9 protein-coding genes are annotated in these 12,773 nt (G+C 69.2%); 6 read left to right on the top strand and 3 right to left on the bottom strand.

Translation table 11 applies throughout. The features are described from left to right. Positions 1-236, top strand: a 236-nt coding sequence (locus tag AC3XYG_RS32870) for a catalase-related domain-containing protein (RefSeq protein WP_489144099.1), incomplete at its 5' end; no start/stop codon positions are given. Between the two features lie 80 nt (positions 237-316). Here the strand turns inward: AC3XYG_RS32870 and AC3XYG_RS32865 are convergent. Then, positions 317-1,816: a CoA-acylating methylmalonate-semialdehyde dehydrogenase gene (locus tag AC3XYG_RS32865; protein WP_489144098.1), complete on the bottom strand. Its 1,500-nt coding sequence runs from the start codon at positions 1,814-1,816 to the stop codon at positions 317-319. A 112-nt stretch (positions 1,817-1,928) separates the two neighbouring features. Between AC3XYG_RS32865 and AC3XYG_RS32860 the strand changes: the two genes are divergently transcribed. From AC3XYG_RS32860 to AC3XYG_RS32850, 3 genes are all read left to right on the top strand, one after another. After that, positions 1,929-2,816: a LysR family transcriptional regulator gene (locus AC3XYG_RS32860; RefSeq protein ID WP_489144097.1), complete on the top strand. Its 888-nt coding sequence runs from the start codon at positions 1,929-1,931 to the stop codon at positions 2,814-2,816. Positions 2,817-3,423: 607 nt separating this feature from the next. Next, the gene (locus tag AC3XYG_RS32855; RefSeq protein ID WP_489144096.1) at positions 3,424-7,758 is read left to right on the top strand and encodes a non-ribosomal peptide synthetase; all 4,335 of its coding nucleotides are present in this window, start codon (positions 3,424-3,426) and stop codon (positions 7,756-7,758) included. A 53-nt stretch (positions 7,759-7,811) separates the two neighbouring features. Then, positions 7,812-9,149, top strand: a complete 1,338-nt coding sequence (locus AC3XYG_RS32850) for a glycosyltransferase (RefSeq protein WP_489144095.1) — start codon at positions 7,812-7,814, stop codon at positions 9,147-9,149. 7 nt (positions 9,150-9,156) lie between these two features. Here AC3XYG_RS32850 and AC3XYG_RS32845 read toward each other — a convergent pair whose 3' ends face one another. Then, positions 9,157-10,098: an AraC family transcriptional regulator gene (locus AC3XYG_RS32845; protein WP_489144094.1), complete on the bottom strand. Its 942-nt coding sequence runs from the start codon at positions 10,096-10,098 to the stop codon at positions 9,157-9,159. Positions 10,099-10,244: 146 nt separating this feature from the next. On the opposite strand from AC3XYG_RS32845, the gene AC3XYG_RS32840 reads away from it, so the two are divergent. Then, positions 10,245-11,453: an MFS transporter gene (locus AC3XYG_RS32840; RefSeq protein ID WP_489144093.1), complete on the top strand. Its 1,209-nt coding sequence runs from the start codon at positions 10,245-10,247 to the stop codon at positions 11,451-11,453. Positions 11,454-11,539: 86 nt separating this feature from the next. Next, on the top strand, positions 11,540-12,472 hold the full coding sequence (locus tag AC3XYG_RS32835) for a succinylglutamate desuccinylase/aspartoacylase family protein (RefSeq protein ID WP_489144092.1): 933 nt from the start codon (positions 11,540-11,542) through the stop codon (positions 12,470-12,472). Positions 12,473-12,496: 24 nt separating this feature from the next. Here the strand turns inward: AC3XYG_RS32835 and AC3XYG_RS32830 are convergent. Continuing rightward, positions 12,497-12,773 (bottom strand): hypothetical protein (locus AC3XYG_RS32830; RefSeq protein WP_489144091.1); only part of this gene is annotated, 277 nt, incomplete at its 5' end.

The following is a 12,773-nucleotide window of genomic DNA, read 5'->3' as shown; positions in this document are numbered from 1 at the left end:
TGTGGGCGAACCAGCCCGACTTCTCCGAACCGCCGCTGCCGGTCGACGGCCCGGCCGATCATTGGGACCATCGCGTCGATGACGACCCTTGGGAGCAGCCGGGCAATCTGTTCCGGAAGATGAGCCCGGCGCAGCAGCAGTTGCTGTTCGAGAACACCGCGCGGGCTATGGGCGACGCCCGGATCGAGATCAAGCAGCGGCATATCGCCAACTGCCGGCGGGCCGACCCCGCTTAGGGCGACGGTGTCGCCAGGGCCCTGGGCATCGAGGCCTGAGCCCGGGGCGCAGCGGCGGTCACCGCTGCGCCCCGCAGGTATTACTTCATCGTCGGCATCACGAATTCGGCACCGGCGCGGATGCCGGTGGGCCAGCGGGTGGTGATGGTCTTCATCCGGGTGTAGAAGCGCACGCCTTCGGGCCCATGCATGTGATGGTCGCCGAACAGCGACGACTTCCAGCCGCCGAAGGAGTGGAACGCCATCGGCACCGGGATCGGTACGTTGATGCCGATCATGCCGACCTGGATCTGGTGGGCGAATTCGCGCGCGGCATCGCCGTCGCGGGTGAAGATCGCCGTGCCGTTGGCGAATTCATGGCCGTTGATCCAGCCGGCCGCGGTCTCGTAGTCCGGCGCACGGGCGATCGACAGCACCGGCCCGAAGATCTCCTCGCGATAGATCTTCATGTCGGTGGCGACATGGTCGAACAGGGTGCCGCCGATGAAATAGCCGTCCTCATAGCCCTGGCGGCGGAAGTCGCGCCCGTCGACCACCAGCTTCGCCCCTTCGGCGACGCCGGCATCGATGTAGCCGCGCACCTTGTCGAGATGCTGCCGGGTGACCAGCGGCCCCATCTCGGCCTCCGGATCGGTGCCGGGGCCGATGGCCAGGGCGCGGACCCGCGGCTCCAGGCGGGCCAGCAGGGCCTCGGCGGTCTTCTCGCCGACCGGCACGGCGACCGAGATCGCCATGCAGCGCTCGCCGGCCGAACCGTAGGCGGCGCCCATCAGCGCGTCGACCGCCTGGTCGAGATCGGCGTCGGGCATGATGATCATGTGGTTCTTGGCACCGCCGAGCGCCTGGCAGCGCTTTCCGGTCCGCGCCGCCGTCTCGTAGATGTAGCGGGCGATCGGGGTGGAGCCGACGAAGCTGATCGCGGCGATGTCGGGATCGAACAGCAGGGCGTCGACCGCTTCCTTGTCGCCCTGGACGACGCTGAACACACCGTCGGGCACCCCGGCCTCACGCAGCCAGTCGGCGATCAGCAGCGCGGCCGACGGGTCGCGCTCCGACGGCTTCAGGATGAAGCAGTTGCCGCAGGCCAGCGCCACCGGGAACATCCACATCGGCACCATGGCCGGGAAGTTGAACGGGGTGATGCCGGCGACGATGCCGAGCGGCTGGCGCAGCGAGTGGCTGTCGACGCGAGTGCCGACATTCTCGGTGATCTCGCCCTTGAGCAGCTGCGGCGCGGCGGTCGCGAACTCGACCACCTCCATGCCGCGCTGGATCTCGCCCTTGGCGTCGCTCAGCACCTTGCCGTGCTCGGCAGTGATGACGGCAGCCAGTTCGTCCGTGCGTTCCTCGAGGATGCGCAGGAAGCGGTTGAGGATGCGGGCGCGGCGCAGCGGCGTGGTGCCGGCCCAGTCGGGCAACGCCTGCCGGGCCGCGGCGACCGCGGCGCGGACATCGTCGGCCGAGGCCAGGGCGACGGTGCCGCTCTGCTGGCCGGTGGCCGGGTTGAAGACGGGCGCGGTCCGGCCGCTGCTGCCGGGAACCCGGCGGCCGCCGATGAAGTGGTGAATTTCGGTCGGCATCGCGGCGTCTCCTGGTCCTGTCGGCCCGGCGGGCGGATGTGATGTCATCCCGCTTTACCGGACGCGCATCAATGGCCAGGATCGAGCAACCATTGTGCAGGATTTAAAGGCCATGGACTGGGACCATCTGCGCGTCTTCCTGGCGATCGCCCGGCAGGGCCAGTTGCTGGCGGCGTCGCGCAAGCTCGGCCTCAACCACGCGACGGTGGCCCGGCGGCTGGATGCGCTGGAGGCCGATCTCGGCACGGTGCTGTTCGACCGCCGGCCGGCAGGGTCGGTGCTGACCCAGGCCGGCGAAAGGCTGCTGCCGGTGGCCGAAGGCATCGAGACAGCACTCCTGGGCGCGGCCGAAGGGCTGCGCGACGATGAGGCGGAGGTCGCCGGCACGGTGCGGATCGGCGCCCCCGACGGCCTCGGCAACTATGTCCTGGCCCGGGAGCTCGGCACCTTCGCCCGGCAATACCCGAACCTGACGATCGAACTGGTGCCCCTGCCCCGCAGCTTTTCCCTGTCCCGGCGCGAGGCGGACCTGGCCATCGGCCTCGACCGGCCGGTGGAGGGCCGGCTGATCGTGTCCCGCCTGACCGATTACAGCCTCGGGGTCTACGCCTCCGCCGGCTATCTCGCCGCGGCGGGCAAACCGAGGACCGTCGACGAACTGGCGGACCATATGGTCGTGACCGGGGTCGAGGACTATGCCTATGCCCCGGCCCTGGACTATGTGACGGCGCTGGAAAGCCGATCGCGCCGGCGCTTCCGCTGCGCCAGCGTGATGGGCCAGATGGAGGCGGTGCGGGCCGATGCCGGCATCGGCATCCTGCATGATTTCGCCGCCGCTGAGGTTCCCGGCCTGACCCGGATCCTGCCGGAGATCGGTTTCCGGCGCAGCTATTTCATGCTGTCGCACCCTGACACCGCCGGGCTTCGCCGCGTCACGATCTGCCGGCGCTTCATCGCCCGCCGCTTCGAGGAAGAGCGCAAGCGCTTCCTGCCGGGCTGAGCCCCAGCCTTCGGGCGAGCATTCCCGAGATACAGACACGCCGAGCCGCCTGCGGAATGTTGATATCTGCGGCTCAACGCGTCAGGCAACAGCGCTTCGGCAAGCTTTCCAACTGAAGTTCGCAGATTCAGCAACAATCACTGATCTTCATATACGATTGTATGAAATATCCATCTGACATCGGCCGCCAGCGATACCGATTGTCATCCGGAATCCCCTGGGAATCCTGTAGATCCGAGTTGTCGTGAGGTGTTCGCCCCAGGCCTTGAGCTCTTTCCCTGGCGTCGAGGCCCATGGCATTCGACAAAACAATTTCACCTTATTGATACAATTATTGATGACTATCAACGAGAGTGTGCAGATAAAATCTGCGACTCATCTTACTCACTGAAAATCACTTTATCATTTTTTAATAATCTCCGCGAAAAAGCCTGACGCCCTGCACGTCAATGCCTGAGGCACCTGTAAACCTATACAGCTCCCGAAATCGGACGTCATCGACCAGACTGCCCGCGATCGCGATCGTGACGAATGGTGTCGACCAGAAATCTTGCGGCCGCCGCAGGGTTGCCACCGCCCTTTCCTGCCGAGCGAGATGGGTTGAACCATGGACAGCATCGATTTCGAGACCGCGTCGCTCCCGTTGACCGCCGCGCAGATGGGCATGTGGCTGGCGCAGAAGTTTCTGCCGGACGTCGTGTTCAACCTGGCGGAAGCGATCGAGATCCATGGCCCGATTGATCCGGCGCTGCTGCAGACGGCGTTGCGGCAGATGGCCCGCGAGGCCGAGACCGTGCGGATCCGCTTCATCGAGGATGTCGACGGTCCCCGCCAGGTGGTTCGCCACGACTATGACGGCGACATCCCCTTCGTCGATTTCAGCGGCGAGGCCGACCCGCGGGACGCCGCCGAGCGCTGGATGCGGAAGGACTACACCCGGCCGTCGAACCTGCTGACCGACCGGCTGTGGTTTTCCGCCGTGCTGAAGATCGCGCCCGATAGCTTCCTCTGGTACCACCGCGTCCATCACATCCTGATGGACGGCCTGGCCGGCGGGCTGTGCACCCGGCGCGCCGCGGAGCTCTACACCGCCCTGGCCGAAGGCCGCGCGCCCACCGACGACACGGCATTCGGCCCGTTGTCCGACCTGCTGGCGGAAGAGGCCGGCTATCGCAGTTCGGACCGCTTCGGCCGCGACCGGCAATACTGGACCGAGCGCTTCGCCGACACGCCGCCGCCGATGTCCCTGTCCGACCGGCGATCGGCCGGCAATGGCGATCTCCTGCGCGACCGGTCCTTCCTCGCCCCCGGGACGGTCGCAGCGATCCGTGGCCTGGCCAAATCGGCCGGCGCCAGCGTGCCGCAGGTGCTGATCGCCCTGACGACGGCCTATCTCTATCGCGCGACCGGCGCCGCCGACCTCGTCGTCGGCTTCCCGGTCACGGCCCGCGCCAACGGCCGGATGCGGCGGGTGCCCGCCATGCTGGCCAATGCCGTGCCCCTGCGCCTGGCGCTGGCGCCCGAGATGAGCATGCACGACCTGGTCCGCCAGGTCGGGCGCGAGGTCCGGCAATGCCTGCGGCACCAGCAGTATCGCTATGAGGATCTGCGGCGGGACCTCAACCTGCTGCCCAACAACCAGCAGTTGTTCACCACCCTGGTGAACATCGAGCCCTTCGATTACGACCTGCGCTTCGGCGGCCACCCGATGACGCCGCACAACCTGTCGAACGGGTCGACCGACAACCTCGGCATCTTCATCTACGACCGCGGCGACGACAAAGGGCTGCACATCGATTTCGACGCCAATCCGGCCGCCTACACGGCCGCGGAACTGGCGGACCACCAGCAGCGCCTGCGCCGGCTGATCGAAGCGATCGTCGCCGATCCCGCCCAGCCGCTCGGCACCATCGACATCCTGGAAGCGGCGGAGCGGCAGCAGATCCTGGCCGGCTGGAACGATACTCACCGCACCTTGCCGGCGGCCACCTTGACCGCGCTGATCGAGGCCCAGGCCCGGCGCACCCCCGATGCATCGAGCCTGGTGTTCGAGGACATCGCGCTGAGCCATGCCGAACTGCACGCCCGGGCCAACCGGCTGGCCCGGCTGCTGACGGCGCAGGGCGCCGGCCCGGAGCAGACTGTGGCGATCGCCCTGCCCCGCTCGATCGAGCTGGTGGTCGGCCTGCTGGCGATCCTGAAGGCCGGTGCCACCTACCTGCCCGTCGACCCGGACTACCCGGCCGACCGCGTCGCCTTCATGCTCGCCGATGCCAAGCCGGTTGCGGTGCTGACGACGACGGCCCTCGCGCCGACCTTGCCCGAGAACACGCCCCTGCTGGTCCTGGACACGCCGGAGATCGCGGCGGCGCTGGCCGAGATGCCCACATCCGACCTCACCGACGAAGAGCGCGGCGGGCCGCTCGAGCCGCATCATCCGGCCTATGTGATCTACACCTCCGGTTCCACCGGCCGGCCGAAGGGGGTGGCGGTCGCACATGACGCCATCGTCAACCGGCTGCGCTGGATGCAGGCGGAATATGGGCTCGGGCCCGATGACCGCGTGCTGCAGAAGACGCCGTCGAGCTTCGACGTCTCGGTCTGGGAATTCTTCTGGCCGCTGATGGAGGGCGCGACGCTGGTCGTGGCCCGGCCGGGCGGGCACAAGGACCCGGCCTATCTCGCCCGGCTGATCCGCGAGGTTGGGATCACCACGATCCATTTCGTACCGTCGATGCTGCGCGCCTTCCTGCAGGATCCCGATGTGGCGGGGTGCAGCGGGCTGCGGCGGGTGTTCTGCAGCGGCGAAGCCCTGTCCGAAGACCTGCAGACGCTGTTCCACGCCACGCTGGCCGTGCCCCTGCACAACCTGTACGGGCCGACGGAGGCGGCGGTCGACGTCACCTATTGGGAATGCCGCAGCGATGCCGCGCCAGGCCCGGTGCCGCTGGGGCGGCCGATCTGGAACACCCAGCTCTACGTCGTCGATGCCGGGCTGCAGCCGGTTCCGGCCGGCATGGTCGGTGAGCTGTACCTGGCCGGCACCGGCCTGGCCCGCGGCTATATCAACCGCGCCAACCTGACCGCCGAGCGGTTCGTCGCCAACCCGTTCGGCACACCGGGCAGCCGGATGTACCGCACCGGCGACCTCGCCCGCTGGCGCCCCGACGGCACCCTCGACTTCCTCGGCCGGGCCGATCACCAGGTCAAGATCCGCGGCTTCCGGATCGAGCTGGGCGAGATCGAGATGGCGCTGGTCCAGCATCCGGGCATCGCCCAGGCGGCGGTGGTCGCCAGCAGTGACCCGTCCGGCGACAACCGGCTGATCGCCTATGTCGTGGCCGAACCGGGGGCCGATGCCGACCCGGCATCGCTGCGCCGGCATCTGGAGCGGGCCCTGCCCGACCACATGGTCCCGTCCTTCTTCGTGACGCTCGACGCCATGCCGCTGACCCCGGCCGGCAAGCTCGACCGCCGGGCCCTGCCGGCACCGGAGCGGGAGGCCGGCACCGCCGCGGACTACACGGCGCCGCGCACGCCGACCGAGGCGACGCTGGCCCAGCTGTGGCAGGAGACCTTCGGTCTCAACCGCGTCGGCATCGATGACAGCTTCTTCGAACTCGGCGGCAATTCGCTGCTGGTCACCCAGCTGGTCGCCAAGATCCGCCGGATCTTCGCCGTCGACCTGCCGCTGGGGACGATCTTCGAGGTCTCGACCATCGCCGGCCTGGCCGAACGCATCGACCGGGCCGAGGCGGAGAAGCCGGATCTGGGCCGCGAAGCCGTGCTGCCGGCCCATATCGGCACCGGCAGCGGGCCCGCACCGGCCATCCCCAGCCGGATCTTCCTGACCGGGGCGACAGGCTTCGTCGGCAGCCACCTGCTGGCCATGCTGCTGCAGGAGACCGAAGCCAGCATCGTCTGCCATGTCCGCGCGCCGGATCCGACGGCGGCCCGGGCCCGGCTGTGGCGGGCGCTGGAGGGCCGTAGCCTGGCCGAAGCCTGGAACGACGACCGCATCACGATCCTGACCGGCGATCTCGGCGACCCCGATCTCGGCCTCGACCAGGACGGGATCCGCATCGTCCGGGACGAGTGCGACGCGATCTATCATTCCGGCGCCATGGTGGATTTCCTGCAGACCTACGCCACCCTGAAGGCGGCCAATGCCGACAGCGTGCTGACGCTGCTGGACTGGACCGCGAATGGCCGGCCGAAATCCCTGCACTACATCTCGACCTTCGGCGTCGTCGACCTGAAGAGCGGGCCGGGCGAGATCTCCGAGGACACCGAGCTGACGTCCTGGCAGGGGCTGGTCGGCGGCTATGCCCAGAGCAAATGGGTGGGCGACACCTTCGCCCGCCAGGCGCAGGACCGCGGCCTGCCGGTGTCGATCTACCGGCTCGGCGCCATCACCGGCGATCGCGCCCACGGGCTGTTCAACGAGACCGATATGATCTGGCGCATGATCCGGCTATACGCCCAGATCGGCGCCATCCCGGATGTGGAGGAGCGGATCACGATGACGCCGGCCGACGATGTGGCCCGCGCTGTCACCAACCTCTCCCGCAGCGGCGGGCCGGGGCAGGTCTATCACCTGATGACCCATGAGGAACCCTATCTCCGCGACATGATGCCGGCCTTCGAGCACATCGGCCTGGATCTCGACATCCTGCCCTTCGAGCAGTGGGTCGACCGGGTCCGCGATTACCTGCTGGCCAACCCGGATGACGAGATCTTCACCGTCGTGTCGATCCTGTCGCAGCACGACACCGGGATGGAGCTGCCCCTGGTCACGGCCGCCCGCACCCATGCCCGGCTGAAGCAGGTCGGCGCCGAGCTGCGGCCCGTCACCCCGGACCTGTTCGCGCGCTACCTGGCCAAGCTGCAGCTGCGCCCGTCGCGGATGGAATTCGCCATGGCGGACCAAGCGGCGGAATAGCGACCCGGAACCAGCTGACACAATCGACCCAGGACAGGGATAGACGAGACCCTATGGCACGTATCCTGATTGCCGCCACCGCGCTGCCGGGCCATGTCGCGCCGCTGCTGGCGCTCAGCCAGCATCTCGCCGGCCGGGGCCACGACATCGTCGTCCACACCGGCAGCGCGTTCCGGCAGAAGGCGGAGGCGACCGGCGCACGCTTCGTGCCGTTCCGCAGCGCCATCGATCTCGACCACCGCGACCCGGACAAGCACTTCCCCGAGCGTGCCAAGCTGGCGCCCGGCCTGCCGCGGCTGGTGTTCGGCCTGAAGCACTTCTTCGCCGACCTGATGGCCGACCAGGCCGGCGGGCTGCGCGACATCCTGCGCGGCTTCTCGGCCGACGTGATCCTCACCGATTCGATGTTCTGCGGCACCCTGCCCTTGCTGCTGGGCCCGCGCCATGCCCGGCCGGCCATCCTTGGCGTCGGCATCTCTGCCCTGGCCCTGACCAACGCCGACACCGCCTGCTTCGGGACGGCCCAGCCGCCGCCGACGACCGCGATGGGGCGCGCCCGCAACGCCATGGCCACCAAGTTCATGCAGCAGTCGATGCTGGGCGGCGTGCAGAAATACTTCAACGAGACGCTGGCCCGCCTCGGCTGCGCGCCGCTGCCGATGTTCCTGCTCGACGCGCTGGGCTGCCTGCCCGACCTCTACCTGCAGCTGACGTCGCAGGCGTTCGAATATCCGCGCAGCGACCTGCCGGCGACCATCCGGTTCGTCGGGCCGCTGCTGGCGCCACCGGCGGCCGATTTCACCCCGCCCGGTTGGTGGGGCGACCTCGATGGCGGCCGGCCGGTCGTGCTGGCCACCCAGGGCACCCTCGCCAACGAGCATCTCACCCAGCTGGTCGGCCCGACCCTGACCGGCCTGGCCGGAGAGGACGTCATCGCCGTCGCCACCACCGGCGGCCCGCGGGTCGAGGCGATCCCCGGGGTGCTGCCGCAGAATGCACGCGCGGCTGTGTTCCTGCCCTATGACCGGCTGCTGCCGAAGGTCGATGTCCTGGTCACCAATGGCGGCTATGGCTCGGTCAACTATGCCCTCAGCCTCGGCGTGCCGCTGGTGGTCGCCGGCGACAGCGAGGAGAAGCCGGAGATCGCCGCCCGCGTGGCCTGGACCGGAGCCGGCATCAATCTCGGCACCGGCCAGCCGACGCCACAGCAGATCCGCGACGCCGTGCGCCAGGTGTTGACCGACCCGCGCTACCGGCAGCGGGCGCAGGCCCTGCAGGCCGATTTCAGCCGCCACGACGCCCGCAGCGAGGTTGCTGCCATCGTCGAACAGCTGGCGGCCGATCGGCAGGCCGCCGGCCGACATGGCGGAGTTCTCGCGGGCGCCAACTGATCGGCCCTCAGCCGGTCGCGGCTTCGGCGCGATCTACGGTGCGGGCCGTCCCGGGCGGCCGGCCGATCACCCGCTTGAAAGCCCGGCTGAAGGCGGCCTGCGACCCGTAGCCGAGCCGGTGAGCCACGGCCTCGATCGGCATATGGTCACGCCCGATCCATTGGGCCGCGAGGCGCATCCGCAACTCGGTGACGTAGCGCAGCGGTGTCAGGCCGGTGATGGCCAGGAAGCGTTCGGCAAAGACCGAGCGCGAGCTGCCCATCTCCGCCGCCAGTTCGGCCACCGACCAGTCCCGGCCCGGGTCGCGGTGCAGCGCGGTGATGACCCTGCCCAGGCGCGGGTCGCGCAGCGCATCGATCCAGCCGGTGGCATCACCGCAGCCGCATTCCACCCAGCCGCGGACGATGGAGGCGGAGACGACATCGGCCAGCCGCGCCAGGATGCCGGCGAAGCCCGCGCGCTCCGTGCACACCTCGCGCGCCATGGCCTCCAACATCGGCAGGATTTCGGGATCCCGCTCCAGCAGCGTGCCGACCAGCATCACCTCGGGCATGACAGCCACGAGCGGATGCATCCCGCCGAGGTCGAATTCCATGCAGCCGCTGAAGATCAGAACGCCCGCCGTCCCGCCGGCTTCGTCCGGGCAGGCCCGGATCGCGCCGACGGTCTTGCACAGCGGGGCGGCCTCGAAGCTGGCGATATCGCGGCTGGGCAGGTCCGGCGCGGACAGGAGGTCATGCGCGCCACCGCGCGGCAGCAGCACGGCGTCGCCGCTGCCGAGCCTGTGCAGCGCCCCGCCCGATGTGCGCAGGACGACTTGGCCACGGGCAATGAAGTGGAACTGCGCGCGCCCTTCGTCCATGCCGAAGCCGAGTCCGAAGGGCGGCACGATCTCGATCCGGCGATACTGCACCCCGAACAGGCGCATCCCGAGAAGCAACTCGCTCACCAGATCCCCCGTCGGTCGAGGGGCCGGCACGCTGGACCGCATTTCGGACGTTGGATCAAACATTCCGGAGTATCTGGCATAGATCGTCCGGCATGTCCATCTTACCTTCTGCTGCAGCGCACCACACTCCCTTGAGAGACAGACCGATGAGCGAATGGACACAGCCGACGACCGCAGCGCCGGCGCGGGAGGCGCCGGCCTGGGGCGCCGTCTTCTCGATGACGCTCGGCGTCTTCGGTTTGGTGACGGCGGAATTCCTGCCGGCCAGCCTGCTGACACCGATGGCCGCGGATCTGGGCGTGTCGGAAGGCGTGGCCGGCCAAGCGGTGACGGCGACCGCGGTGGTGGCGCTGGTCATGAGCCTGCTGGTTTCGGCCGCGACCCGGCGCGTCGACCGGCGGATCGTGCTGCTGGCCTTCTCGATCCTGCTGACGGTCTCGAATCTCCTCGTCGCCTTCGCCCCAGGCCTGCCCGCCTTGCTGCTCGGGCGCGTGTTGCTCGGCCTGGCGCTCGGCGGGTTCTGGACCATGTCCGCGGCGACGGTGATGCGGCTGGTGCCCGAAGCGCTGGTGCCGCGAGCCCTGTCGCTGCTGTTCAGCGGCGTCTCGGCCGCGACCATCGTCGCGGCCCCGGTCGGCAGCTATCTCGGCGACGTGATCGGCTGGCGCGATGTCTTCCTGCTGGCGGCGGTGCTGGGCGTGCTGGCGCTCGCCGTGCAGTTCGCGACGCTGCCGCGAATGGCACCGAGCGGGCTGACCCGCCTGCGCACCCTGGTCGAGGTGCTGGCGCGCCCACAGGTCGGGCTCGGCATGATCGCCGCCCTCCTGGTGTTCGCCGGGCATTTCGCCTTCTTCACCTATATCCGCCCGTTCCTCGAGACGGTGACCGGGGTCGGCATCACCGGCGTGTCGGGCATCCTGCTGGGCTTCGGCGTGGCCAATTTCCTGGGCACCTTCCTCGGCGGCCTGCTGCTCGAACGCAGCATGCGGCTGGCGATCCTGCTGATGCCGCTGGCCATGGGCCTGCTCGGCCTCGGCTTCGTGGCCCTGGGCGGCGGTGCCCCGGTGGCGAATTCGGTGATGGTGACCCTATGGGGCGTCGCCTTCGGCGCCGTGCCGGTGGCGTGGTCCACCTGGCTCACCCGCACGGTCCCGGATGAGGCCGAGAGCGCGGGCGGCCTCCTGGTCGCGGCGATCCAGTTCGCCATCGCGGTTGGCGCCGCCGCCGGCGGTGCGATCTTCGACAGCAGCGGGGCCTTGGGCGTCTTCACCGCCAGCGGCCTCGTCCTGCTGCTGGCCGCGCTGATGATCCTGCTCGGCATCAAGAGCCAGACCGCCGCCACCGTGACTCCGTAACGTCCGTCAGGTCCATGAAGGGGCTATCCCGGCCTCCGCCGCAGCGGCACTCTACCGACCCCGTAGCCCCCTCCAACGAGTTCGAGATGGACAGATTGCCGGCCCTGCACAGCGGAACGCCCCGGTCCGAGCGCGGCTTCATCACCCCGGTCGACGGCCTCGAGATCCCGTTCGGCCTGGTCGAGGGCGCGGCGCCGGGCCCTACCCTGCTGGTGACCGCAGGGGTGCACGGCTCGGAATACTGCTCGATCGAGGCGGCGCTGCGCCTGATCGGGCAGGACCCGGCCGGGCTGGCGGGCACGATCCTGGTGCTGCCGATCCTGAACCCGTCCGGCTTCCGCCGGCGCAGCATCTATGTGATGCCGGAGGATGGCCGCAACCTGAACCGGATGTTCCCGGGCCGGCCCGACGGAACCTTGAGCGAGCGCCTGGCCGACTGGCTGGTGACCACGATCTATCCGCAGGCGGACGCCTATCTCGACCTGCATGGCGGGGATCTGAGCGAGGCACTGGCGCCGTTCTCGCTGTTTCCGATGGGCAGCGAGGCCTCGCAGGCGCTGGCGATCGCCTTCGGCCTGCCGGTGGCGGTCGCGGCCGGCGGCGAAGGCTACACCATCACTGCGGCGGGCCGGCTCGGCGTGCCCAGCATCATCGCGGAGGTCGGCGGCAACGGCCTGTGGGACGAGGTCGGCGTCGCAGCGATGACGGCCGGGATCGACCGGGTGCTGCACCATCTCGGCATGATCCCCGGGCCGGTGCCGGCGGCGCCTCAGGAGCGGCCGCAGATGGTGACGATGTGGGTTCCGGCCGCCGGTGCCGACGGCCTGTGGTACCCGGCGTCGGAAATCGGGCAGACAGTCGCGGCGGGCGACGCGCTCGGTGAGATCCGCGACGTCTTCGGCGCCGTGCGCGAGACCGTTCGCTCGCAGCAGGACGGCTTCATCCTGTACCGCCTGAGCAGCTTGGCCGTGAACCGGGGAGAGGCCCTGCTCGGGGTCGGAACGCCGCTCCGGGATTGACCGGACGCTCGGTCAGGCAACGCCTCAGAACGGGATGCTGGCTTTGAGCGAGCCCGCGTTGCTGGAGACGCGGTCGGAGAATTCGCCGTCATATTGCAGCCGGATGTCGACGCCGGCATTGGTCGAGACCTGCACGCCGGCACCGATCCGCGCCACCACATCGTCGATCGGCAGCGAGGTGTCGAAGCTGCCGGTGCCCGACGGCGCCCCGGTGAACCGCGCCTTCGCCGTCCAGTCGTCGTCGCTGAGGATCGACACGCCGGCATAGGCGTAGGGCCGCAGCATCGCGGTGCCGGCCGCG

This window comes from Inquilinus sp. (assembly GCF_057815775.1).
Note: the sequence above shows the minus strand (reverse complement) of the source record. Positions and strands in the feature narration are given on the sequence as shown.

Excerpts from the sequence above, each read along its gene's own strand:
- AC3XYG_RS32865 (WP_489144098.1), bottom strand. The coding sequence starts at position 1,816 with ATGCCGACCGAAATTCACCACTTCATCGGCGGCCGCCGGGTTCCCGGC.
- AC3XYG_RS32860 (WP_489144097.1), top strand. The coding sequence starts at position 1,929 with ATGGACTGGGACCATCTGCGCGTCTTCCTGGCGATCGCCCGGCAGGGC.
- AC3XYG_RS32855 (WP_489144096.1), top strand. The coding sequence starts at position 3,424 with ATGGACAGCATCGATTTCGAGACCGCGTCGCTCCCGTTGACCGCCGCG.
- AC3XYG_RS32850 (WP_489144095.1), top strand. The coding sequence starts at position 7,812 with ATGGCACGTATCCTGATTGCCGCCACCGCGCTGCCGGGCCATGTCGCG.
- AC3XYG_RS32840 (WP_489144093.1), top strand. The coding sequence starts at position 10,245 with ATGAGCGAATGGACACAGCCGACGACCGCAGCGCCGGCGCGGGAGGCG.
- AC3XYG_RS32835 (WP_489144092.1), top strand. The coding sequence starts at position 11,540 with ATGGACAGATTGCCGGCCCTGCACAGCGGAACGCCCCGGTCCGAGCGC.